Source organism: Burkholderia oklahomensis C6786 (assembly GCF_000959365.1).
Taxonomy (GTDB): domain Bacteria; phylum Pseudomonadota; class Gammaproteobacteria; order Burkholderiales; family Burkholderiaceae; genus Burkholderia; species Burkholderia oklahomensis.
In genome coordinates, this window is sequence record NZ_CP009556.1 from 1,476,124 (window position 1) to 1,498,509 (window position 22,386).

The 22,386-nt window shown below is 70.0% G+C and carries 23 protein-coding genes; 19 read left to right on the forward strand and 4 right to left on the reverse strand.

Annotated features, from left to right (window positions below):
* Nucleotides 1-77: 77 nt before the first annotated feature.
* From sctU to BG90_RS24475, 12 genes are all read left to right on the forward strand, one after another.
* A complete protein-coding gene (sctU, locus tag BG90_RS24420; RefSeq protein WP_010119717.1) occupies nt 78-1,178 on the forward strand; it encodes a type III secretion system export apparatus subunit SctU in 1,101 nt (366 codons plus the stop codon).
* Complete coding sequence (gene sctV, locus BG90_RS24425; protein WP_010109714.1) at nt 1,175-3,247, forward strand: type III secretion system export apparatus subunit SctV; 2,073 nt, start codon at nt 1,175-1,177, stop codon at nt 3,245-3,247. The genes sctU and sctV overlap by 4 nt, the downstream gene beginning before the upstream one ends.
* Nucleotides 3,244-3,852, forward strand: coding sequence for a type III secretion system protein SctP (gene sctP / locus BG90_RS24430; RefSeq protein WP_041282221.1), 609 nt, complete (start codon nt 3,244-3,246; stop codon nt 3,850-3,852). Before sctV ends, sctP begins: the two co-directional genes overlap by 4 nt.
* 32 nt (nt 3,853-3,884) lie before the next feature.
* A complete protein-coding gene (sctQ, locus tag BG90_RS24435) occupies nt 3,885-5,039 on the forward strand; it encodes a type III secretion system cytoplasmic ring protein SctQ (RefSeq protein WP_045568423.1) in 1,155 nt (384 codons plus the stop codon).
* Nucleotides 5,026-5,676 (forward strand): type III secretion system export apparatus subunit SctR, encoded by a 651-nt coding sequence (gene sctR, locus BG90_RS24440; protein WP_010109702.1) that lies wholly within the window; start codon nt 5,026-5,028, stop codon nt 5,674-5,676. Before sctQ ends, sctR begins: the two co-directional genes overlap by 14 nt.
* Before the next feature lie 40 nt (nt 5,677-5,716).
* On the forward strand, nt 5,717-5,980 hold the full coding sequence (gene sctS / locus BG90_RS24445; protein ID WP_010109701.1) for a type III secretion system export apparatus subunit SctS: 264 nt from the start codon (nt 5,717-5,719) through the stop codon (nt 5,978-5,980).
* The gene (locus BG90_RS24450; protein WP_045568424.1) at nt 5,977-6,855 is read left to right on the forward strand and encodes a hypothetical protein; all 879 of its coding nucleotides are present in this window, start codon (nt 5,977-5,979) and stop codon (nt 6,853-6,855) included. The genes sctS and BG90_RS24450 overlap by 4 nt, the downstream gene beginning before the upstream one ends.
* 179 nt (nt 6,856-7,034) lie before the next feature.
* Nucleotides 7,035-8,033 carry an HrpD5 family protein gene (hrpD5, locus tag BG90_RS24455; RefSeq protein ID WP_045568425.1) on the forward strand — a complete coding sequence of 333 codons (999 nt, stop codon included), beginning with the start codon at nt 7,035-7,037 and terminating at the stop codon, nt 8,031-8,033.
* A gap of 27 nt (nt 8,034-8,060) precedes the next feature.
* Nucleotides 8,061-8,312: a hypothetical protein gene (locus BG90_RS24460; RefSeq protein WP_010109678.1), complete on the forward strand. Its 252-nt coding sequence runs from the start codon at nt 8,061-8,063 to the stop codon at nt 8,310-8,312.
* A gap of 168 nt (nt 8,313-8,480) precedes the next feature.
* Nucleotides 8,481-8,657 carry a hypothetical protein gene (locus BG90_RS36845; protein ID WP_038801558.1) on the forward strand — a complete coding sequence of 59 codons (177 nt, stop codon included), beginning with the start codon at nt 8,481-8,483 and terminating at the stop codon, nt 8,655-8,657.
* Between the two features lie 91 nt (nt 8,658-8,748).
* Nucleotides 8,749-9,204, forward strand: a complete 456-nt coding sequence (locus tag BG90_RS24470) for a CesT family type III secretion system chaperone (protein WP_010109675.1) — start codon at nt 8,749-8,751, stop codon at nt 9,202-9,204.
* A gap of 191 nt (nt 9,205-9,395) precedes the next feature.
* Nucleotides 9,396-10,820 (forward strand): helix-turn-helix transcriptional regulator, encoded by a 1,425-nt coding sequence (locus BG90_RS24475; RefSeq protein ID WP_010119681.1) that lies wholly within the window; start codon nt 9,396-9,398, stop codon nt 10,818-10,820.
* Nucleotides 10,821-11,007: 187 nt separating this feature from the next.
* On the opposite strand, the gene BG90_RS37525 is transcribed toward BG90_RS24475, so the two are convergent.
* Nucleotides 11,008-11,931 carry a hypothetical protein gene (locus BG90_RS37525; protein ID WP_234419683.1) on the reverse strand — a complete coding sequence of 308 codons (924 nt, stop codon included), beginning with the start codon at nt 11,929-11,931 and terminating at the stop codon, nt 11,008-11,010.
* 202 nt (nt 11,932-12,133) lie between these two features.
* On the opposite strand from BG90_RS37525, the gene BG90_RS24485 reads away from it, so the two are divergent.
* Complete coding sequence (locus BG90_RS24485; protein ID WP_010109669.1) at nt 12,134-12,742, forward strand: GNAT family N-acetyltransferase; 609 nt, start codon at nt 12,134-12,136, stop codon at nt 12,740-12,742.
* A gap of 185 nt (nt 12,743-12,927) precedes the next feature.
* Here BG90_RS24485 and BG90_RS35645 read toward each other — a convergent pair whose 3' ends face one another.
* Entirely contained in the window at nt 12,928-13,446 is a 519-nt protein-coding gene (locus BG90_RS35645) for a hypothetical protein (protein WP_144411704.1), read from the reverse strand.
* Nucleotides 13,421-13,912 (reverse strand): HrpB1 family type III secretion system apparatus protein, encoded by a 492-nt coding sequence (locus BG90_RS24490; protein ID WP_010119677.1) that lies wholly within the window; start codon nt 13,910-13,912, stop codon nt 13,421-13,423. The genes BG90_RS35645 and BG90_RS24490 overlap by 26 nt, the downstream gene beginning before the upstream one ends.
* A 184-nt stretch (nt 13,913-14,096) precedes the next feature.
* Here BG90_RS24490 and BG90_RS24495 point away from each other — a divergent pair, with 184 nt between their 5' ends.
* The 4 genes from BG90_RS24495 to BG90_RS24510 all read left to right on the forward strand — a co-directional run bounded on the left by BG90_RS24495 (nt 14,097) and on the right by BG90_RS24510 (nt 18,504).
* Complete coding sequence (locus BG90_RS24495) at nt 14,097-14,744, forward strand: hypothetical protein (protein ID WP_162486586.1); 648 nt, start codon at nt 14,097-14,099, stop codon at nt 14,742-14,744.
* Between the two features lie 169 nt (nt 14,745-14,913).
* Nucleotides 14,914-15,951, forward strand: a complete 1,038-nt coding sequence (locus BG90_RS24500) for a sensor histidine kinase (RefSeq protein WP_010109663.1) — start codon at nt 14,914-14,916, stop codon at nt 15,949-15,951.
* 55 nt (nt 15,952-16,006) lie between these two features.
* Nucleotides 16,007-16,756, forward strand: coding sequence for a response regulator transcription factor (locus tag BG90_RS24505; protein WP_025990312.1), 750 nt, complete (start codon nt 16,007-16,009; stop codon nt 16,754-16,756).
* A complete protein-coding gene (locus BG90_RS24510) occupies nt 16,753-18,504 on the forward strand; it encodes a secretion protein (RefSeq protein ID WP_045568426.1) in 1,752 nt (583 codons plus the stop codon). The genes BG90_RS24505 and BG90_RS24510 overlap by 4 nt, the downstream gene beginning before the upstream one ends.
* Nucleotides 18,505-18,676: 172 nt before the next feature.
* Here BG90_RS24510 and BG90_RS24515 read toward each other — a convergent pair whose 3' ends face one another.
* A complete protein-coding gene (locus BG90_RS24515; protein ID WP_010109650.1) occupies nt 18,677-19,783 on the reverse strand; it encodes a type IV pilus twitching motility protein PilT in 1,107 nt (368 codons plus the stop codon).
* Between the two features lie 313 nt (nt 19,784-20,096).
* Between BG90_RS24515 and BG90_RS24520 the strand changes: the two genes are divergently transcribed.
* A complete protein-coding gene (locus BG90_RS24520) occupies nt 20,097-20,624 on the forward strand; it encodes a toxin co-regulated pilus biosynthesis Q family protein (protein WP_010119657.1) in 528 nt (175 codons plus the stop codon).
* On the forward strand, nt 20,624-22,384 hold the full coding sequence (gene pilN / locus BG90_RS24525; protein ID WP_045568427.1) for a PilN family type IVB pilus formation outer membrane protein: 1,761 nt from the start codon (nt 20,624-20,626) through the stop codon (nt 22,382-22,384). Before BG90_RS24520 ends, pilN begins: the two co-directional genes overlap by 1 nt.
* Nucleotides 22,385-22,386 lie beyond the last annotated feature (2 nt).

Here is a 22,386-nt window from a genome sequence, read left to right on the forward strand (position 1 = left end):
TCGGGTCGGCGCGCGCGTGCGGCGCGGCGCGCCGCTAACGTACGCGTCGTGTCCGACTCTCGACAGGAACGGCGGCCATGGCCGAAGAGAAAACCGAAGAGCCTTCCGAGAAGAAGCTGAAGAAGGTGCGCGAGAAGGGGCAGGTCGCGAAGAGCAAGGACATCGCGGACGCGATGACGCTCGCGGCGGCGATCGGCGTGCTGACGGCCGGCGAATCGATGCTGGGCGGCGGCCTGTCGCGCGTGATGCGCACCGCGCTCGATTTCGTGCATGGCGAGCGCACGCCGCAGGCGGCGCTGTCCGCGCTGCACGACCTCGCCGCGAGCGCCGCGCTGATGATGCTGCCGTTCGTCGCCGGCGCGATCGTCGCGGGCGTCGTGTCGCAGGCGCCGCAGGCGGGCTTTCTCGTCACGCTCGAACCCGTGATGCCGAAGTTCGACGCGATCAATCCGATGGCGGGCATCAAGCGGATCTTCTCGCTGAAGTCGCTGCTCGAGCTCGTGAAGATGATCGTCAAGGCGGTCGTGCTGGCGTGCGTGATGTGGAAGATGATGACGTCGCTGTTTCCGCTCGTCGTCGCGAGCGTGTACGAAGCGACGCCGCAGCTCTCGCGCGTGCTGTGGACCGTGCTGATGAAGCTGCTCGGCGTCGTCGTGATCGTCGTGTCGGTGCTCGCGGCGGCCGACTACAAGATCGCGCGCGTGATGTTCATCCGGGAGAACCGGATGACGAAGGAAGAGACGAAGCGCGAGCACAAGGAGAGCGAAGGCGATCCGCATACGAAAGGCGAGCGCCGCCGGCTCGCGCGCGAGATCGCGACGAGCGCGGCGCCGCGGCAGAAGGTCGGGCAGGCGAACGTGCTCGTCGTCAACCCGACGCACTATGCGGTCGCGATCCGCTACGCGCCCGACGAGCATCCGCTGCCGCGGGTGATCGAGAAGGCGGTCGACGACGGCGCGCTCGCGCTGCGCCGCCACGCGCACGCGCTCGGCGTGCCGATCGTCGGCAATCCGCCCGTCGCACGCGCGCTGTACCGGATCGAGCGCGACGCCGCGATTCCCGAAGAACTGTTCGAAACGGTGGCCGCGATCCTGCGCTGGGTCGAGGCGGTCGCGGGCGCGCGCGCCGGCGCCGCCGATGCCGTCGCTGCCGTTGCCCCAACCGCGAGGTCGACATGATGCTGAAAACCCTCAAACTTCCGGCCGGCGGCGAGGTCGGCATCACGGTGCTGGTCGTCGCGATCGTGTCGCTGATGATCCTGCCGCTGCCGCCCGAAGTGATCGACGTGCTGCTCGGCGTCAACATCGCGATCAGCGTCACGCTGCTGATGGTGACGATGTACGTCGGCAGCATCGTGTCGCTGTCGGTGTTTCCTTCGGTGCTGCTGTTCACGACGCTCTACCGGCTGTCGCTGAACATCGCGTCGACGAAATCGATCCTGCTGCACGCGAACGCGGGCGACATCATCGAGAGCTTCGGCGAGCTCGTCGTCGGCGGCAATCTCGTCGTCGGTCTCGTCGTCTTCCTGATCATCACGACCGTGCAGTTCATCGTGATCGCGAAGGGCTCGGAGCGCGTCGCCGAAGTCGGCGCGCGCTTCACGCTCGACGCGATGCCCGGCAAGCAGATGAGCATCGACGCGGACCTGCGCGCGAACATCCTCACGCCCGACGAAGCGCGCCGCAAGCGCGCGACGCTCGCGAAGGAGAGCCAGCTGCACGGCGGGATGGACGGCGCGATGAAGTTCGTCAAGGGCGACGCGATCGCGGGGCTCATCATCACGCTCGTCAACATCGTCGCGGGCATCGCGATCGGCGTGATGTACCACGGGATGACGGCGGGCGAGGCGGCGAACCGCTTCTCGATCCTGTCGGTCGGCGATGCGATGGTGTCGCAGATTCCGTCGCTCCTGATCTCGGTCGCGGCGGGCGTGATGATCACGCGCGTCGCCGACGATCACGACGAAGGCGACGGCGCGTCGCTCGGCTCCGAGATCGCGAAGCAATTGGGCGGCAGCTACCGCGCGCTGTATTTCGCGTCGGTCCTGCTGATCGGCTTCGCGGCGGTGCCGGGCTTTCCGGCGGCGCTGTTCGCGCTGCTGTCGGCGATGCTCGCGTTCGCCGGCTACCGGCTGCAAAAGGGCGCGCGCCGCTCGACCGCGCGCGGCGAGCCGGTGATCGCGCTGCAGCGCGCGGGCGCGAAGAGCAGCACGCCGTCGATCCTGCCGCGCGCGCCGCTCTTCACGTGCGCGATCGGCGTGCGCGTGTCGCCGGATCTCGTCGCGCGGCTCGCGCCCGCGGCGCTCGATCACGCGTTCGACGAGGAGCGCGCGAAATTGCAGGAAGAGCAGGGGCTGCCGTTTCCGGGGATCACGCTGTGGACGAGCGCGGCGCTGCCCGAATCGACGTGCGAGATCCTGATGCGCGACGTGCCGCAGGCGCGGCTCGAACTGCCGGCCGACCAGACGATGCTGCCCGATGCGGCGTCGGACCCGGCGCTCGCCGGCCGCTGCACGAAGCGCGGGCCGGCGGGCGGCCTGGCCGAGAGCTACTGGATCGACGACAAATCGGCGCCGGCCGGCGCGCGCGCATGGCGCGCCGAGCAGGTGATCGCGCACGAGACGATCGCGCTGTTGAGACGCAACGCGCATCTGTTCCTCGGCATTCAGGAAACCCAATGGATTCTCGACCAGCTCGGCGCCGATTATCCGGGGCTCGTCGCCGAAGTGCAGAAGGCGCTGCCGACGCAGCGGATCGCCGACGTGCTGCGCCGCCTGCTCGAAGAGCACATCCCGATCCGCAACGCGCGCGACATCATGGAAAGCCTGATCGCGTGGGGGCCGAAGGAAAAGGACATGCTGATGCTCGCCGAATACGTGCGCGGCGACCTGTCGCGCTATCTCGCGTATCGCGCGGCGCGCGGCGCGCGGCAGCTGCCCGCCGTGCTGCTCGATCTGCCGGTCGAGCAGCACATCCGCCAGTCGATCAAGCAGACGCCCGCGGGCAACTTCCTCGCGCTGCCGCCGGAGCAGGTGCGCTATCTCGTCGACAGCGTCGTGTCGTTCGTCGGCGAGGCGCCGCGCGACGACGTCGCGCTCGTCACGTCGATGGACGTGCGCCGCTATACGCGGCGGATGCTCGAGGCGCGGCTCGGCTGGCTGCCCGTCTATTCGTATCAGGAGCTCGGCGACCAGGTCGAGCTGCAGCCGGTCGGCCGCGTGTCGATGCCGGCGGCGGCCCGCGCATGAGCGCCGCCGATCTGAGGCCCGTGCGGATCATCGCGGGCGAGCCCGCCGGCGAGCCGGGCGGCGCGTCCGCGATGCGCGGCGCGCGGCGCGGGTTCGACTACGCGCAGTTGATGCGGCGCTCGCGCGTCGCGCCCGCCGTCGAGCGCGCATCGGCCGGCGAGGACGCGCGACGCGGCGCGCCATCGCCGTGGCGCGACGGCATGACGCCGCCGTACGAGCGCGATCCGGCCGCGCTGCCGGACGCGGTCGGGCGCGAAGCGATGGCGCGCGCGTGCGCGGGCTCCGATGCATTCGTCAATCAGGTGTTCGCGCAGCGCGAGCGGATGGTGCGCGTCGCCGAGGCGCTCGCGACCGAGATCGCCGCGCTGTGCGGCGACGACGCGTCGAGCCAGTGGGAAATCAGCCTGCCGCTCGACGCCGCGCTGCTGCCGGACACCGTGCTGCATCTCGTTCTTTCGCGTTTCGACCTGCGGCTTCGGTTCGACACGCCGGATGCGGCGATGCGGCACTTACTCTGCACGCATGGCGCGACGCTGCACGCGCGACTCGACACGCTGCTCGCGCATTACGGCGCGCCGCGCACGATCGAGATCGACGTCGACTGAGCGCCGCGCAACCGAACCGACGGACCGCGACGATGGACACCGAGCTGATCGAACTCGAACCCGAATTCGAACCCGATACCGCCGAGCCGCCCGGCATCGACGCCGCGCTGCCGCTGCCCGCGTGCAGCGCGCTCGATGCGGCGCTCGCGCGCCTTCTGGCCGATGCGCGGCTCGACGCGTGGCTCGCGCGCTTTCCGGCGCTGTCGGACTGGCGCGCGACGACGGACGGGCCGCCGCGCTTCGAGCGGCCGGGCGTGCTCGATCTGCGGCTCGCCGGCGCGACCGCGCGCGTCGCGATCGATCTCGCGGCGTTCCCGGCGCTCGACGTCGTCGCCGCGCCGGCGCTCGATGCGCGCGGCGACGCGAGCCTGTCGCTGCGCACGGCGCTCGCGGCGACGCTGCTCGCGCCGCTCGTCAGCGCATTCGCGGCAGCGGGGCTCGGCGACGTGACGGTCGCGGGGCTGCGCGCCGCGCATCCGGCGGCGCTCGGCGCGACGCGCTGCGTGCTGTCGTTCGCGCTCGACGGCGCGCCGATGCGCTGCGCGCTGCTCGACGCGCAAACGCCGTGGCTCGACGCGCTGGCGGCCCGGTTGCGCGGCGAGCGGCTGCATGAAGCGGCGAGCGCGCTTGCGCGCGTGCGGCTGCCGGGCCGCGTGCGGCTCGGCACGCGCACGCTGCCGCTCGCGGTGCTGCGCAGCCTGCGGCCGGGCGACGTGCTGCTCGGCGCGGCGCCGCCCGCGCTCGTCGGCGCGCGGGCGGGCCCGCTGCACGCATGGTGGGGCGCGCGCCGCACGACGCAATGGCACGCAACAGTACTGATCGAGGGAACCACGATGACGATGACCGAAACGCCAGACACCGCCGACGATCTCGACGAGCCGATCGCGCCCGACGACCTGCCGGCCGCCGCGCAGGACGACGACGCGCCGGCCGCCGCGCCCGAAGCCGCCGATCTCGGCGACGTGGAGCTGCCCGTGCACGTCGAGATCGACACGCTGTCGCTGTCGATCGCCGAGCTGGCCGCGCTGCGGCCCGGCTACGTGCTCGAGCTGCCGCTGTCCGCGCGCGACGTGCCGGTGCGGCTCGTCGCGTACGGGCAGACGATCGGCGGCGGCGAGCTCGTCGCGGTGGGCGCGCATCTCGGCGTGCGGATCAACCGGATGGCGGGCGACGATGGTTCAGTTTAACGACATCACCGGCCTTCTGATCGCCGTGCTCGTGATGAGCATGGTGCCGTTCATCGCGATGGTGGTCACGTCGTACGCGAAGATCGTCGTCGTGCTCGGCCTGCTGCGCAACGCGCTCGGCGTGCAGCAGGTGCCGCCGAACATGGTGCTGAACGGCATCGCGATCCTCGTGTCGCTGTACATCATGGCGCCGATCGGCTTCGCCGCGCAGCAGCAGCTTCAGGGCCAGGCGCTGTCGCCGCAGCCGACGCAGGCGATGCTGCAGGCGTTCGGCGCGGCGAAGGAGCCGTTCCGCCAGTTCCTCGCCGCGCACTCGCGCGAGCGCGAGAAGCGCTTCTTCCTGCGCTCCGCGTCGGTGATCTGGCCGAAGGCCGCGGCCGCGCAGCTTCGTGAAGACGACCTGATCGTTCTCGCGCCCGCGTTCACGCTCGCGCAGATGACCGACGCGTTCCGCATCGGCTTCATCCTCTACATCGCGTTCATCATCGTCGATCTCGTGATCGCGAACGTGCTGATGTCGATGGGGATGAACCAGGTGCAGCCGACCAACGTCGCGATTCCGTTCAAGCTGATGCTGTTCGTCGTGATGGACGGCTGGTCGACGCTCGTGCACGGCCTCGTGCTGACCTATTCCTGATTCCCGATTCCCGATGCCCGATTTCGAGGAGATTCGCCCGATGGAAATCGACGACCTGATCCGGCTCACGTCGCAAGGCATGATGCTGTGTCTCTACATCTCGCTGCCTGTCGTGCTCGTCGCGGCCGTGTCCGGGCTCGCGATTTCGTTCCTGCAGGCGATCACGTCGCTGCAGGAGCAGAGCATCTCGTACGGCGTGAAGCTCGTCGCGGTGACGGTGACCGTCACGATCGCCGGACCGTGGGCGGCCGCCGAGATCCTGCATTTCGCGCAGCAGCTCATATCCGCGGCGGTGCCGTCATGAGCCGCATCGCACGCGCGGTCGCGCAGGCCGTTCACGCGGCGAAGCCCGATTTGCGGCGGCGCCGGCCGGTGCGCGCGCGCACCGCGGCGACCTACGGCAAGTACGGCACGCGCTTCACCTACTCGAACGGCTATCAGGCGAATGCGATCGCCGCGCGCAACCAGATGCTGGCCAAGCTGAAGCCGCGTCCGAAGACGGGCGCGGCGGGATCGCGCCGGCGCCGCCGCGCCGACAGCCAGGGGGAAGCGTTCGACGCCGGCGACGAATCGCCGGCGCCGCAAGCACACGTCGCGCCGCATGAAGAGCACGACCGGCATTCGGGCGGACAGGGCGGCGGGCAGCAGCAGCGCGACCAGGACGAGCGCGACGACGAATCCGCGAGCGTTTCCGCGCTGCCGCGCGTGCGCGCGGCGCGCGCACGGCCGACGCCCGCGCCCGCTCAGCGCGCGCTGACCGACATCGCCGGCACGCTCGCGGACGCGGCGGAGCGCGAGCATGCGCTGAGGCATCTGTGGGCCGACACGCTGCTGCGGCTCGGCCGGCGTCTCGACGCCGAGCCGGGCGCGCGAGTCACGGCGGCGCTGCTCAGTCACAACGCGGACCTGCTCGCCGCGCGCCTGCGCACCGGGCCGTGGACGCCGATCGGCTGGGACGGCGTGAAGCAGCTGCTGCTCGACGCGATGCAGAGCATCGGCGGCGCGCCGCGCGATGCGGCGGCCGCGCGCGGCGAACGCGCAAGCACGCATTACCTGTTGCTGCCGCTGCTCGTATTCAACGCGGAGCGTCCGTCGACGAGCGTGCAGCTCTCGCGCGCGGTCGCGAGCGTCGCGACGCTGCGCGGCGGCGTGTCGATCGGAGAGCGGCCGCGTTCGTGAGCGGCGCGACGCGCACGATGCTTCGCGAACGCGGCGACGATTTCGCACGACGAACGAACCGCGACGCCGCATCGAACTATTCTGGCTGCATGGATGAACGATGCAGTGCGATCGAAGCGGCGCATCGAACCCGATCGATTCGATCGAAGCAATGAAGCACTCGACGCAAGGAGCGACTCATGAAGCTGTTGCGGATCCTGACCGGCTTGCACGCCGGCGCGGAAATCGCGCTCGACGCCGGCGAGCACCGGATCGGCGCGGGCGAGGATGCGGAGATTCGCATCACCGACTGGCGCGACGGCGATCTGCTGCTGTCGATCGATGCGCAGGGCGTGACGCGCGCGCGGCGCGCGGCGTCCGTGCCGTCCGAGACGGCCGCCGATCCGTTCGACGCGGACGGCTCGCCGCTCCTGATGCTCGACTTCGTGCCGGTGCCGTTCGGCGAGACGGCGCTCTGCGTCGGGCCCGCCGACGGCGAATGGCCGGGCGATCTCGAATTGCTCGCGACGCTGTGGGCGCCGCCGCCCGGCGCCGACGCGGCAAGACGCGGCGCGCAGCGCAAGCTCGCGGCGTGCGCGGCGGCGGGCGGCGCGCTCGTCGCCGGCTTGCTCGGGATGGGCGCGATGCTGGCGAGCGCGCATCCGAGCGCGCCGCCCGCGATCGAGACCGTCGATGCGCTCGCGATTCGCGTCGGCGCGGAGCTGAAGCGCGTGGGCTACGCGGAGCTGCACGCGGCGCCGCGCGGCGCGATGGTCGCCGTCACCGGGATGGTCGCGACGCCGGCCGACGATCTCGCCGCGCGCAAGCTGCTCGACCGGCTCGCCGCGCATCGCGCCGAACGCCAGTACGACGTCGCGCAGGACGATGCGCAGAGCATCGGCGAGTCGCTTGGCGTGTCGGGTGCGACGGTCGCGTATGCGGGGCAGGGGCGCTTTCGCGTGTCGGGCGTCGTGCCGAGCATCGGGCAACTGAACGCGGCGGTCGAGCGGGTGCGCGCGGACGTCGGCCCGAACGTGCGCGCGATCGAAGTCGATGCGCGCCAGTCCGGCGACGCGCCCGTGCCCGTCGCGTATTCGGGGATGCTCGAGATCGGCGACGTGCGCTACATCGAGACGCCGGACGGCGTGAAGCACGTGTTTGCGGGCGCGTCGGCGGACGGCGCGCCGGACCTCAACTGATGGGACTCAACTGACGGGAGAAGCGGCATGTACGAAGCACTGGAACGGGCAGCGGACGAATACGGACCGCTCGAGCGGGCGCTCGCGGCGCCCGACGCGGCCGCGCGGATCGACGCGATCCGCCAGGCGCTCGGCGAGACGGCCGAGCGCGTGAGCGCGGCCACCGCGCAGGCGGCGAGCGACTACGACCGCGACGCGATGCAGAAGATCTATCGCGGGCTGCTCGCGGCGCAGCGGATCGTGGCGACGCTGAACGAGGCGAACGCGACGGCCGCCTAGCGGCCGAGGTTTCGCCGCGCGGCGTGCGGCGGCGGACGGAGCGGCGCGAGCCGTTCCCGACGAGGCCGCACGCTGCGCGGCAAAAAAGCGGCGGGCCGCGATACGAAGCGGAACCGCCGGATCTTTGTCACTGCGTGTACGAATCACGCAATTTTCTGGAGAGTGATCATGTCGGCATTGGTAGGCGGAGCGCTGGGCGAAATGACCAAGGACACGATGGCAGGCATCGCGTTTTCGAAGACGGCAACGAAACTGCAGCAGATGCAGGAAATGACGAAGACGGAGAACGAAACGAAGAAGCAGGCCACGAAGATGGTCTCCGACGCGGCGAAGCCGGCGCAGTAAGCCGGCTGTCGTTCGGCATCGTGTTGGGCGGCCGGCGCGCGAGCGCCGGCTGTATTTTTTGGGAGACGCCGGATACCGGGGTGGAGCGGCCATGAGTTGGGAACGTTATGCAGAGGTCGTCGCTGAGGTGTGCGCGGTCGTCGATTTGCCGGACGTCGATTACGTGCTCGAGACGCGCACGATCGACGTCGAGGGCTTCGACGTGCGCATCGAGTACTTCGACGAGGACCCGGAGTCAATGTACGTGAACTTCCATTACGGGATCGTCAGCGCGGGCCGCACGCTCGCGGTGTACCGGCTGCTGCTCGAGGCGAACCTGCTGATCTACGCGCAGGACCAGGCGCAGCTCGGGATCGACGCGGACACGGGCAGCATCGTGCTGCTGATGCGGCTGCCGCTCACGCCGGACGTGACGGGCGAGACGGTCGCCGATCTGTTCGCGCACTACGCGGAGCACGGCCGCTACTGGCGGCAGAACATCATCGAATCGGGCGACGAGATGTTCAGCGGGATCGCGTCCGGCGAATATTACTGGCTGCGGGTGTAGCGGCGCGCGGCGCGCGGATGGCGGCGCCCGCCAATCGTAACGGAACGTCACAAACTGCTGCGCGGATTCGGCCCGGACGAGACGATGGCGGCACGCATCCACGCGCTGCGCCCCGCGACGAGCGGCGGCGCCGGGCGCGCGGATCGAGCCTGGACACTTCGTATTCAAACCGCTCGCCGAGAGGAGCCGCCATGTTTTCGACACTGTATTTCGCCGCCGCCGCCGCGCTCGCCAATCCGTCGTCCAACCCCGTCTACGCCGCGCGCGTGCTCGACGGCCGCTTCGCCGAAGCGGCCGCGCTCGTCGCCGCGCGCGGCGACGCCGAGCCGGGCGGCGTGGCCGCCGACGTGCGCGACGTCCAGGCCTATGCGGACATCCAGCTCGTGCTCGGCCGCTTCGAAGAAGCCGAGGACACGTTCCGCCGCGCGCAGAAGCTGCTGCGCGAATCGCGCGACCTGACGCGCGTGATGAGCTGCCGCAACGCGAGCTGGCAGGCGTTCTTCCAGAACCGCTTCGGCATCGCGCAGGCCGGATTCCAGCGGATCGCCGACGATCGCGCGGCGAGCGCCGAGCAGAGGCTCGAGAGCCTCGTCGGCACGTGCGTCGTCATGCACCATCTCGGCCGCGCCGAAGACGCGATGGCGACGCTCGACGCGCTCGACGCGGCCGCTCGCGACGCCGATCCGCGCTGGCGGTCGCTCGCGTACGCGCTGCGTGCGGACTTGCTGCTGCAATACCAGATCGGCCGCGCCGACGCGCTCGGCGATCACGTGTACTGGCGCTCGGCGCTCGCCGATCTGCCGCTGTCGGCGTTCGCTGAAATGCGCGTGTCGACGGCCGACGCCGAAGCGATGCCGCTGCTGCGGATGCGCGTCGACTACATGCGTCAGGCGCGCGCGCTCGCCGCGGGCGATCACGCGGCGCTCGAGCGGATCGACACGCACGTGAGCTGGTGCGCGAAGACGGGCCTCGTCGACTATCAGCGCAGCGTGCGACTCGAAGTGGCGCTCGCCGCGCTCGCCGGCCAGGCGCCGAACGTCGCGGACACGATGATCGCGCCGTATCGAGACGCGGCCGGGCGCTGCGGCTCGCACGTGCGCTGGACGCTCGACTATCTGTACTGCGCGGCGAAGGTGCGCGAGCAGCAGGGGCGGATGCGCGAATCGTCGTCGCTGTATGCGCGCTATGCGCTGGCGTCGGTGCGGCATGTGCGATCCGACGGCGCGGCGCTCGCGATCGCGCGCTGCGGCACGCACGCCGCCGCGCCGAGCGACGACGTCAGCGCGCGGCTGCCCGGCAAGTACCGGCGCGCGTATCGCTATCTGATGGAGCGGCTCGATCAGCGCGATCTGTCGGTGCGCGAGATCGCCGCGCACATCGACGTGACCGAGCGTGCGCTGCAGGCGGCGTTCAAGACTTATCTCGGGCTGTCGCCGAGCGAGCTCATTCGCCGGCAGCGGATGGAGCGGATTCGCGGCGAGCTGCTGTCCGACGCGCCGCGCGCGACGAGCGTGCTGGAGATCGCGAGCCGCTGGGGCATCCAGCATCGGTCGACGCTCGTGAACGGCTATCGGCGGATGTTCGACGAAGCGCCTTCGCAGACGTTCGATCGGTGAGTCGCCGAAGGGCGCGGCCCGTCGCGTCGAGCCGCCCGCCGATTGCCTGCCGGGCGGTCGTCTGGATCGGATGACAACGATGAACCCGGCGCGCGTGTCGTCGTCGACCGGCGGCGGCGCGTTGCGCAGGATCGCCACGGCGGCGCGACACCGCCAATCCGCGATAGCGCGATACCGCGATAGCGCGTTACGACGGCGACACTGCCTTCTTGATCATGTCGATCAACTTCATCCTGAAGCTGTTGAGCATCTCCGCGATCGCCAGCAACTGATTCGCGTAGCCGATCGCGTGCTGCGCCGCGATCGTCTGCCCGGTCGCATGGTGAATGTCGTGGAGGCTCGGCATGCCGGCCGCGGTGAGCGTATGCGCGAGCGGCGGCGCGCCGTGAACGCCCGGCGTCGCGTGCGCGGCTTCGTGCGCATGCGCCGCATGAAGAACGGTCGGCTGCAGAACGGGTATATGCGCCACTGTCTGCAATTCGGCGGGCGTGGCTTCGAGCCGTGACGGTTGCGCACTGGCGGGCTTCGTCGCCGGCGGCGGATCGCCCAGATCGATGAGATCGGCTTCGTGCGCGTGCGCCGCATGAAGAACGGTCGGCTGCAGAACGGGTATATGCGCCACTGTCTGCAATTCGGCGGGCGTGGCTTCGAGCCGTGACGGTTGCGCACCGGCGGGCTTCGTCGCCGGCGGCGGATCGCTCAAATCGATGAGATCGGCTTCGTGCGCGTGCGCTTGCACTTGCGCGTGCTTCGGCGATGCGTCCGTTTTCTGCGCATCCGGATTGGACGACGATCCGCCGGGCGGCGATCCGCCGGGCGACGACGTGCCCGATGGCGCGACGGCGTTCTTGCGCGACATGCGCGCGCGCTGCATCGGATTGCCCGAAGACGTCAGCCCTGGCGGCTTGACTCGGATGGCACCCCGCCGCTTGAGCGTGGCGGCGGCGCGCGCGTCCGCGACGCCCGGTGGCTGAGTGTGGTCGGTCTGGCCGATGCTCGTGGCGGCTGACGAGCGCGACGGGGCGATTTGAGTCACGATACGGCTCCTGAAGGGAGGCAAGCCTCGGAGTCGCCCGCCGTGCAGGGCACGCGCCGGGCGACGTAGCGGCACTGTACGTCGACGTGCGCGCCGCGGCCGGCCGCGGTGCGAAGCGACGCAATTGCGTGCGAACGTCGCGGGCGCGATATCGGATACGCGAGTGCGAATACGCGAGCGCGGTTCGCGCACGCCGCCATGCCTTCGCACGCGCCCGGCGCGGTCGCGTGTCGACGCCCGACAATCGGCGTGTCCTTTCCTTGAACCGGAGTCGCCGATGAACGCCTTCCGTCCGCCCGAGCTGATCGAAACCGAGCGTCTGCGCATGCGCCCGCTCGTCGACGACGACGCACACGAAGCCTTCGACGCGCTGTTCGGCGATCCGGTGACGACGCTCGATCTGCCGTGGCCGATGCATCGCAGCGTCGACGAATCGCGCGCGAGCATCCGCCGTCTCGCCGACGGCTGGCGCAGCGGCGCGTTCTTCAGCTGGGGGCTGTTCGAGAAGCGAAACGGCTGCCTGATCGGCACGCTCGAGATGCACGGCCGTCCGCCGCGCGTCGAGATCGGACTCCTGACGAGCTTCGCGCCGGGGCGCGTGCGGACGCGCGCGTGGTCGGAGATGCTGCGCAAGATCCTCGGCTGGCTGATCGCGCAGCCGGGCGTGTACCGGATCGAGGCGTTCTGCTCGGTGACGGGCAAGGCCGCGCCGTTCATGCCGCGCTTGGGCTTCGTCTGCGAGGGGACCGTGCGGAATTACGAGGCGCGTCCGAATCGCGGGATGAGCGCGGGCGACAGCTATCTGTTCGCGATCACGAAGGCGCCGCGGGCGGTGGACGGAGTCGTGGAGGACGGCGGGGCGGCATCGTCGCGGCGAGCGGCGTGAACGGCGGGCCGATGGACGAATCGGTTCGTCCGCTCGGAGAGCATGCCGACTTCCGCTGCGGCCGGTCTGCCGGCGCGGAAGGGATCGGGCGTACGGATGATTTCGAATGACGCGGATGCGTCGTGGCGCCTCGCCGCCATGGCATCTCGCGGGCCTTCGATGCCGTGCCCGCCGAACTCGAGCCGTCACCGTTTCTCCGCATTCCACTGCCATCGCGCCGGCCCACGTGCGCGTTTCATCGAACCCGACGCCGCGGCAAGGATCGAGGGTTGACGATGTTCGAACGATCGGCGCTTGCGGTCGAACAGTTCGTCGAGCACCGGATTCACTGGATTCACTGGATTCACCGGATTCTCGACGCGGGTCAGGGCGTCGTGAGGCGAGGCCGTTCGAGCCGCGTCATATGCGCTGGAATGGCGATTGAGCCGCGACTTCGCGGCATGGAGCCGAACGTCGTGCCGATCCGAAGCGTCGACACGGGCATTCGCGCAACGCGTCGGGCATCGACTTGCGACATGTTGCGACGCGCATCGTCGAACCCGAGCGGTCCGGCTTGCCGTGATGCGCCTGATCGCATTCGCGAGCCACGAGCCGCGGACTACGAGCCGCAGACCAAGAGCCAGCCGCCAGCCGTCAGCCGCCACCGAAAACAACGATCCGCGAACCGAATCCAGGCCCTCAAGCAATCCCGCGCGCATGCGCATGCCGCGTCCACTGATAGCGATCGAGCCGCAGCAGCTGCGCGATGCGCGCGGCGACGTCGTCGTCGTCGTGACCGCCGACGCCGCCCATCGCGAGCTCGCTCACTTTCAGGAACCGGCCGACGAGCACCGTCGACGCCCGATCGCCCGACAGCAGCACGGTCTGCGCATAGCGCCGCCAGTCGTCGTCGTGCAGCGCATACAGGCACCAGCTCTGCAGCGCCGCGCACAGCGGCGTGCCGCGCTCCTGCTCCTCGAGCGTGCGCAGGATGTGCAGCGCGCCGATCCAGTCGCGCCGGCCGATGCGCAGCCGCACGTCGCACAGGTCGACCGCGGCGTTGCGCGGCTGCATCACGCGCAACGCGAGCAGCAGTTCGTCGAGGTCCGCGTGCGCGCTCGCGCGCAACCCGGCCGAGAAGACCGAGAGCAGCGCGCGCAACGCGGCCTTGTTGCACGGTTTGATCGCCATGTCGGTGCGATGCGATGAGAAGAATGACCCGTCGGCGATGATCGCCGTCGCGCGCGCATGAGCGCACGGCGCACGCGAAGCGCCGTCGCGCGCGACGAAGCGCGGCGCATCGCGCGTCGTCGCCGCGCGATGCGCGCCCGATCGATTCGGCCGCCGCGACGTCGCTTCGCGCGGCTCGCGGCGCATGCGGGCGCGCTGTCTAAGCTTGTCGACGAACCGCCGGCGCAGGACGGCCGCGCGCGTTCTTTTCCCTTTCCCTCAGTCGATTCACATTCATAGCGAGACGATCATGAGCGTTAACAACATTTCGTCGCAGACTCTCAATCCGACGCAATACCAGAGCTCGTCGACGTCGTCGAGCAGCCGCGATCAGAAGATCGAGGAACTGCTCCACGAAATCGAAGAGCTGCTGATGCAAGACGATTCGGGCGGCGGCGACGACACGAACGTCGGCGGCGATCCGGGCAACAACACGCCGACCGGCAACAACGGCCCGACGAACAACGTGACCACGCCGACGGACAACAAGCCGGGCCAGGGCCTGCACGACGTGAAGCTGAACACGAAGGCGGGCGGCGAGGCGCTGCATCTGAAGGAAGACTCGCAGGGCAACCTGTACAACGGCAGCGACAACTCGGTCGGCGTCGTCGACAAGAACGGCAAGGTCACGCTGAACGCCGGTGCGACGAAGGAGCTCGAGCGCCTCGAGACGGGCGGCAATCCGTTCGTGAACGCGAACGTCGGCAAGCGCGGCGCGGGCGGCAACATGGAATTCACGTCCGACGAAGTGACGGTGAGCGTGGGCGACCTGAACCAGAAGGCCGACTTCTGACCGCGCGGGCGGCGCGGCGCGGCGGCACTGGACAAGCGCTTTCGAATCGGTACACACTGCGCGCTCGCGCCGCCGCGTCGCGGCCCGTCCAATCATTCGCGGAGCCCAGCGTCCGCCGGAGTCGAACTTGAGCGCGCCGCACGGAGCCGATGCCCGAATCTTCCAGGTGATGCAGGACCAGCAGGCGTCGGGCATGCTCGCGCTCGACCGCGACGGCGCGATCGTCGCGGCCACTGCGCGTGCGCATGCGCTGCTCGGCTGCACGCTGTCCGCCGGGCTGCCGCTGCGGACCGTGCTCGGCGATGCGGCGGGCGCCGATACGGCCGCGCTCTTCGAGGCGCTCGAGCAAGGACTCGAATTCGAGACCGACGACGCGATCCTGTGGCTCACGCTGCGGCCGGTCGAGCACGATCCGGCGATCGCCGCGACGGTCACGGTCGCCGAGGTCACGCCGCTGCGCCGCGCGCTCGACGAGCGCGTCGCGTCGCTGCGCTTTCTTGCGCACGATCTGCGTTCCCCGCAGAATTCGATCCTCGCGCTGACTCAGCTGCACGACGCCGATCCCGAGGCGTTCGCCGCGTGCGGCGGCCTCGAGCGGATCGCGCAGCTCGCGCGGCACGCGCTGCTGCTCGGCCAGGACTATCTCGTCGCGTCGGCGGCGGACGATCTCCGGCAGCGCCACTTCGTGCGCTTCGACCTGCGCAAGATGTTGCGCGAACTCGTGCCGAAGCTCGAAGTGGGCGCCGTCTATCGCGGCGTCGCGCTGCAACTGTGGCTCGACGACGCCGCGCCGCTGTGGTTGCGCGGCGCCCGCGTGTTTGTCGCCCGCGCGTTGCAGAATCTGATCGACAATGCGGTGCAGGCATCGCGTCAGGGCGCGCGCGTCGAGATCCGGATGCACGTGCGCGACGCGCACGCGGAAGTCACGATCCGCGATTGGGCGGGCGGCCTGCCGGGCCTCACGCCGGACGGACGGATGACGGATTTCGCGCCGCTCGCGAAGCGCGGCTCGATGGGCTTCGGCCTCGGGCTGCAGCTCGCGTCGCAGGTGGTCGCCGCGCATGCGGGCACGCTGCACGCCGAATCGAATCGCGGCGTCGGCACGTCGTTCGTGTTGCGTCTGCCGATGCTCGTGCCGGTCGGCGGCGCGCCGTCGGTGCCGGAAGGCATCGCGCGCTGGCGCGCGAGCGTCGCGCCGGACGGCTGAGCGGCGGCGCGCGCGCTTTTCGCAATTTTTCCGCTTGACGACCTACCTTTTCACGATGTCCGAATCGAACATGCAGCGCACCGTGCAGCAGCCCAAGCAGATCGTCGTCGTCGAGGACGATCCGGTGCAGCGCACGCTGCTCGTCGCCTGGCTCAAGGCCGAGGGCTACCGCGTCGAGGCGTTCGGCGACGGGCTCGAAGCGCGCCGCTTCCTCGGCGACAGCTGGGCCGATCTGCTCCTGCTCGACTGGGACCTGCCCGGGATGACGGGCGAGCGCCTGCTCGCATGGGTGCGCGGCCGCGCGCGCTCGATCGTGCCCGTGATCTTCCAGACCGTGCATTCGGACGAAGAAGACATCGTCAAGATTCTCGACGCCGGCGCGGACGACTTCCTCATCAAGCCGCTCGAAAAGCAGACGCTGCTCGCGCGCGTGCGCGCGCTCCTGCGGCGCTTCGCGGCGCTGTCGGTCGACAGCGGGCGCATGCAGCTCGGCCGCTATGTGCTGTCGCGCGCGACGCTGACCGTGTCCGACGGCAGCGCGTCGCATCCATTCAGCGCGAAGGAATTCGACATTCTCTGGCATCTGGCCGAGCATCCGGGCACGGTCGTGCAGCGCCAGGACCTGCTGCGGCTCGTGTGGGGCTCGGAGGCGTCCGCACAGACTCGCTCGGTCGACATGTACGTGAGCCGGCTGCGCGGTCGCCTGAAGGCGGCGGGCATCGGCTGGAGCGTGCACGCCGCGTACGCGACCGGCTATCGCCTCAATCTGGGCGCGGACGCGGAATCGACGGATCGCGCATCGTGACGCGGCGCGCGGCCGCGTCGGCTGCCGCCGTTGCGCTCGCGCTCGCGGGCCATGCGCCCGCGCTGCATGCGGTGCCGCTCGCGTGGCCGATCGCGCGCTTCGATTATCGCGTCGGGCGGGTGAATGCCGCCGACGCATTGAGCGAGCTGAGCCGCCGCTCGGGCGTCGCGATCGACATCGACGCGCGTGTGTCGTGCCGGCTCGACTTGCGCGACGCGCTGCCGCCGCAGCGCTTCGTCGACTGGGTCGCGCGCACGTGCGGACTCGGGTGGTACTACGACGGCGCGGTGCTGCAGCTCGTCGCGCCCGACGCGTTCGAGCGCGCGGCGGTGCGGCTCAATTACGCGACGCCGGCCGAGCTGCGCGCGACGCTCGCGCGGCAGCGGATCGTCGATCGGCACTGGCGGCCCGATGGCGACGACGCGGCGCGGATCGTGCGCGTCGCCGGTCCGCCGCGCTATGTCGCGCTCGTGCTCGCCGCCGCGCGGGCGCTCGACCGGGCGGCGCAGGCGCGTGTGCCGACCGAGACGCGCGCGTTCAAGCTGCGTGCGCGCGCGGCGGCCGATCGCGTCGTGCGCGGCGACGCGGGCGATGCGTCGCTGCCGGGGCTCGCGACGCGGCTGCGCCGCCGGCTCGAGCAGGACGGCGCCGCGCCGCGCGCGATGCCGGGCGTGCGCGAATTCACGGCGTCGCTGCCGATCGTCGACGCGGATGCATATTCGAATACCGTGCTGATCCGCGACGTGCCGGCGCGCCTCGCGCGCGATGCGCGGCTCGTCGCGCAGCTCGACACGCTGCCCGCGTCGATACGGGTCGACGCGTTCGGCGCGACGCTGCAGCCGGCGCAGCTCGATGCGCTGGGGCTGCGCTGGCGCGACGACGCGGGAACGTCCGCGGCGCCGGGCGGAGCCGGCGGCAAGGACGATACATTTCGGCTATCCGGTCGAACCGGCTCGTCCGGCGCATCGGGCTTGCCCGGTTCGTCACGCGCGACCGGCGCGGCGAACGCAGCCGCGGCGTCGGGCCCGCCCGCCGCATCCGGCGCCGTGAACGCAGCCGAGACGTCCAATGCGTCCGCGCCACGCGTCGCGATCGCCACGGACGGCTGCGCGCAGACGCGCGCACGCATCGCCGAACTCGTCGCGCACGGCGCGGCATCGATCGACGTCGACGGTTCGACGTTGACGTTCCCCGACGGCAGCGCGGACTTCGGGCGTCTGCGGCAGGCGTTCGTCGCGTCGAACGACGGCGACGCGCCGTCGCTCGACGCGCGGCGAAACGGTTTCGCGATGCGGGTCACGCCGCGCGAGACGGCGCAGGCGGGCCGCTACGCGCTCGACATGCGGATCGTCGAGCGCTGGGCGGACGGCGACGGTCGCGCGGCGGGCGCTGCGTCGCGCGACAGCACGACGAGCACGACGAGCACGACGAACACGACGAGCATGACGCTCGCGGCAGGCGAGTGCGCGGCGATCGCGTTGCCGCCCGCGGCCGGGCGCGGCGCGCAGCGGCTCGTCCTGGTGACGCCGCGCGCGACGCCGGCGGATCCGGCGTCCGCGTCGCCGCCGGCATTGTCGACGGCGCCGGCATCCGCGCCGGGGCGGACCGCGGCGAGAGCGACGGCAAAGCCCTCGGCGCGAGCGCCTTCGCCGTTGCCGTCTCACGCGCACCCGCTCGCGGCGCAGCCCGTTTCCCCGAAGCCGGACGGCCTCGGCCTCAGGATTCAGACCCGCCTGATCGGTAATTGATGCAAAACCGGCCCATTATTGAACGTCAGGCGCGCACGTTTTGGATGCGCCATCACAATCGACTTTTGAAATTAATGCGGCCAGTCGATTAACACGGAATCCGGCATGTTTATACGATTTTTTTTCGATTTTAGATCGACATATAAAAACGCCCGATCACAGGCATGAGCGGCTACCGATTAACAATGGACTGCATCATTTCATGCAGTTCGAGCCGATTGTAAGTTGCCCGTAACGCATCCTTCGTCGTGATCCGATTGCGGGCCGCCAGCGTGGCGAGATCGTCGTTCAGCGAACGCGACATGTTGTCCTCCCGGCGCCGCAGGAAGTCGTTGACGAGGTGCAGCTTGGTCGGATCCGCGATCAGCTTCGCGACCTGGTTGTTGTTGTTGAACAGCAGCTCGCTCGCGAGCACGAGGCTCTCGCCGTCCGCGCTCGGCACGAGGCTCTGGCAGACGATGCCGATCAGCGATTCCGCGAGCGCGACCGCGTGCCGGTCGCGCTGCTCGACCGGAAAGAACGACAGCAGCTTGTTGAGCGCGCTGACCGCGCTGCCCGTGTGCATCGTCGCGAGCACGAGGTGTCCGGATTCGCCCGCCTGCAGCAGCGTGTCCGCCGTCTGCGCGTCGCGCACCTCGCCGACCATCACGACGTCCGGCTTCTGCCGCAGCGCCTCGCGCAGCCCGTGCGGAAAATTCGGCGTGTCGGTCGGCACTTCGCGTTGCGAGATGATCGACTGGCGGCGCTCCAGATAGTATTCGATCGGCTCCTCGATCGTGACGATATGCGTGTTGCGGGTCGTGTTGATATGCTCGAGCAGCGACGCGATCGTCGTCGTCTTGCCCGAGCCCGTCGGCCCCGTGACGAGGATGATGCCCTTCGTGTTGTCGAGCATCGAGCGCACGTAGACGGGCAGGCCGAGTTCCTCGAGCGGCAGCGGCGTGAGCGGCAGCCGGCGCATCGAGATCACGATCTTGCGGCCGCCGCCCGCGCGATACACGTGGCAGCGCAGCCGGCAGCGCGTGAGGACGAACGGGCGATCGAGCGTGCCTTGGCGCAGCGCGCTCTCCCAGTGCTCGTCGATCGCGTCGAGGAGCGGCCGCATGTCGTCGAGCAGCACCGGTTCGTCGCTCGTCTCGATCCAGCCGCGCGGCGTCTTGATCGTGACGGGGCGATCCTGCTCGATGTGGATATCGGTGAACATCTGCTTCAGGTCGATCAGGCCGAGCACTTCGCCCGCGAGATCGCGCAGCGGGGCGGCGGCGGCATGCTGGTTCATCTTGACGATTCGAATGAATGGAATGGGCGGCGCATTGCGCGCGCGGCGAGTGGGAAATTGAATGGTCTATTGAATTTTGCACGTCAACTAGCTTTTGTCAAACTATTCGGGGTATATTTGCCGCGCAATAATCAATTCAATAATGCGACTGCGTGCGCAGACCTATTATGTAAAGCCGAGGTAATCCCGGGTTCGGAAAGCCATTTCCGGCCGCGAAGGCGATCCGACGTATCGGACGCGGCATCCGGGAGCGTCGAGCGGCGAAGCGCGGGGGCCACAGGCGCGCGGCAGCAGTCGAGTAACGAGGAAAATCATGATGCACGGCGCCACGGTCGCCGCGGCCGCGTCTATCGCGATCGCGCTTCTTGCAACCGATTGCGCGGCGAGCGGTCCGCCCGCCGGCACCGATCCGGCACCGGGCGGCGCATCCGCCGAGCGTTTCGATCACGCGCCGCTGACGGCGCAGCGCGTCGACGTCTTTCGAGCGCAGCCGCCATCGGCGCCGGCCGCGGAGGCTTTGCCCGCGGCAGCGATGCCCGCGGTGGCAGCCGCGTCCGCCGCGCCGCCCGCGCCGCCCGCGCCGCTGCCCGTTTGGGACGTGCGCGCGTCCGACGGCACGATTCGCGGCGTATTGTCGCGCTGGACGCGCACGGCGGGCTGGCAGCTCGTCTGGGATGCGCCCGTCGATTTCAGCATCGATGCACAGGCGACGCTGCGCGGCTCGTTCGAGGATGCGCTGCAAGCGCTCGTCGCGAGCCTCGGCCGCACGTCGACGCCGATCCAGGCGATTCTCTATCAAGGCAATCACGTGTTGCGCGTCGTCGCGCAAGGAGCGGGCTGATGCGCGTCTTTCTGGCAATGTCGTTGCTGGCCGTCGCGCTGCTGAGCGGCTGCACCGGGCTCAAAGGCGGCATCGAGCGGGACGTGCGGCGCGATTCGACCGAATCCGGCGCGCTGCTCCAGCGCACGGCCGCCGGCGACAACAACGTGCACGCGCTGTCGCCCGTCGTCGTCGACGGCGGACTGTGGGTGTCGGCGGGCGGCGTCAAGCTGCAGAGCGGCGAGCAGTTGCCCGCGCTCTTCGACGAGCCCGCGTCGTTCGACCGGTCGGTCTCTTCGTTGTCCGAATTCGCCGAGCAGATCGCGCGGCTCGCGCAGGTGCCGACGCAGGTCGCCGCGAGCGCGATGCAGGCGGCCGCGCGCGCGCAGCGCGGCGGCGGCGCGGACGGCGCCGCGCGCGGCGCGCCCGCGTTCCTCAACGCGGCGGGCGAGCGCTCGGTGCCGCCGCTGCCGCCCGGCATGCCGGGCGGCGCGTCGTCCGGCGGCGGCAAGCCGGGCGGCGGGGCGGGCGCGGACGGCGGCGGCGCGGGCACGTCGTTCGCGCCCGTGCGCATCCTGTACACGGGCGGCACGCTGCGCGGCCTGCTCGACGCGGCGTGCGCGCGCTTCGGCGTCTTCTGGAAATACGAGCAGGGCACGATCCGCTTCTTCTTCACCGATACCCGCACGTTCCAGGTCAACGCGATTCCCGGCGACTCGTCGCTGAACGCGTCGGTCGTGAGCGGCGCGACGAGCGACGGCGCGTCGGGCGGCTCGCAATCGGGCGGCGCGGGCGGGGGCGCGTCGTCCGGCGCGACGTCCGGCGCGACGAGTCTCACCGCGAACAACTCGGCGAACACCGCGGTCAATTCGCAATTGTCCGTGTTCAACGGCTTGCAGGGCGCGATCCAGTCGATGCTGTCGCGCTACGGCAGCTCGGTTGCGTCGCCCGCGACCGGATCGATCTCGGTGACCGACACGCCCGACGTGCTCGAACGCGTCGCCGCGTTCATGGCGCAGCAGAATCGCGCGCTGTCGCGCCAGGTGCTGCTCAACGTGACCGTGCTGAGCGTGTCGCTGTCGGCGGGCGACGCGTACGGGATCGACTGGAGCCTCGTCTACCACACGCTGTCCGCGAAGTTCGGCATCGTCAACGCGTTCAAGCCGGTGTCGCTGACGCCGACCGCCGAGCTGTCCGCGACGGTGCTGAGCCCGACGAGCCGCTTCAACGGCACGAGTCTGCTGATTCGGGCGCTGTCGCAGCAGGGGCAGGTGCGGCGCAAGACGTCGGCGTCCGTCATGACGCTCAACAATCAGCCGGTGCCCGTGCAGGTGGCGACGCAGGTCGGCTATCTCGCGTCGGTGTCGACGACGAATACCGCGAACGTCGGCTCGTCGACGGCGCTCACGCCGGGCTCGGTGACGACGGGCTTCAACATGACGCTCTTGCCGCACGTGCTCGACGACGGCACCGTGATGCTGCAGTTCTCGACGAACATTTCGTCGCTGCTCGCGCTGAAGAACGTGGCGAGCAGCACGGGGGGCGGCGCGATGCAGATCCAGACGCCCGACATCGACATGCGCAACTTCCTGCAGCGGGTCGCGATGAAATCGGGCGAGACGCTCGTCATCAGCGGCTACGAAGGCACGAACGATTCGCTCGACGAGCGCGGCGTCGGCGCGCCGAAGATGATCGCGCTCGGCGGCGGCTATGAAGCGCAGCGCGCGCGTGAGGTGATCGTGATCCTGATCACGCCCGTCACGCAGCGCGGCGGCGCCTGACG

Bases quoted from the DNA above. Each gene is read 5' to 3' on its own strand.
- sctU (WP_010119717.1), top strand. From the start codon at position 78: ATGGCCGAAGAGAAAACCGAAGAGCCTTCCGAGAAGAAGCTGAAGAAG.
- sctV (WP_010109714.1), top strand. From the start codon at position 1,175: ATGATGCTGAAAACCCTCAAACTTCCGGCCGGCGGCGAGGTCGGCATC.
- sctP (WP_041282221.1), top strand. From the start codon at position 3,244: ATGAGCGCCGCCGATCTGAGGCCCGTGCGGATCATCGCGGGCGAGCCC.
- sctQ (WP_045568423.1), top strand. From the start codon at position 3,885: ATGGACACCGAGCTGATCGAACTCGAACCCGAATTCGAACCCGATACC.
- sctR (WP_010109702.1), top strand. From the start codon at position 5,026: ATGGTTCAGTTTAACGACATCACCGGCCTTCTGATCGCCGTGCTCGTG.
- sctS (WP_010109701.1), top strand. From the start codon at position 5,717: ATGGAAATCGACGACCTGATCCGGCTCACGTCGCAAGGCATGATGCTG.
- BG90_RS24450 (WP_045568424.1), top strand. From the start codon at position 5,977: ATGAGCCGCATCGCACGCGCGGTCGCGCAGGCCGTTCACGCGGCGAAG.
- hrpD5 (WP_045568425.1), top strand. From the start codon at position 7,035: ATGAAGCTGTTGCGGATCCTGACCGGCTTGCACGCCGGCGCGGAAATC.
- BG90_RS24460 (WP_010109678.1), top strand. From the start codon at position 8,061: ATGTACGAAGCACTGGAACGGGCAGCGGACGAATACGGACCGCTCGAG.
- BG90_RS36845 (WP_038801558.1), top strand. From the start codon at position 8,481: ATGTCGGCATTGGTAGGCGGAGCGCTGGGCGAAATGACCAAGGACACG.
- BG90_RS24470 (WP_010109675.1), top strand. From the start codon at position 8,749: ATGAGTTGGGAACGTTATGCAGAGGTCGTCGCTGAGGTGTGCGCGGTC.
- BG90_RS24475 (WP_010119681.1), top strand. From the start codon at position 9,396: ATGTTTTCGACACTGTATTTCGCCGCCGCCGCCGCGCTCGCCAATCCG.
- BG90_RS24485 (WP_010109669.1), top strand. From the start codon at position 12,134: ATGAACGCCTTCCGTCCGCCCGAGCTGATCGAAACCGAGCGTCTGCGC.
- BG90_RS35645 (WP_144411704.1), bottom strand. From the start codon at position 13,446: ATGCGCATGCGCGCGGGATTGCTTGAGGGCCTGGATTCGGTTCGCGGA.
- BG90_RS24490 (WP_010119677.1), bottom strand. From the start codon at position 13,912: ATGGCGATCAAACCGTGCAACAAGGCCGCGTTGCGCGCGCTGCTCTCG.
- BG90_RS24495 (WP_162486586.1), top strand. From the start codon at position 14,097: ATGCGGGCGCGCTGTCTAAGCTTGTCGACGAACCGCCGGCGCAGGACG.
- BG90_RS24500 (WP_010109663.1), top strand. From the start codon at position 14,914: ATGCAGGACCAGCAGGCGTCGGGCATGCTCGCGCTCGACCGCGACGGC.
- BG90_RS24505 (WP_025990312.1), top strand. From the start codon at position 16,007: ATGTCCGAATCGAACATGCAGCGCACCGTGCAGCAGCCCAAGCAGATC.
- BG90_RS24515 (WP_010109650.1), bottom strand. From the start codon at position 19,783: ATGAACCAGCATGCCGCCGCCGCCCCGCTGCGCGATCTCGCGGGCGAA.
- BG90_RS24520 (WP_010119657.1), top strand. From the start codon at position 20,097: ATGATGCACGGCGCCACGGTCGCCGCGGCCGCGTCTATCGCGATCGCG.
- pilN (WP_045568427.1), top strand. From the start codon at position 20,624: ATGCGCGTCTTTCTGGCAATGTCGTTGCTGGCCGTCGCGCTGCTGAGC.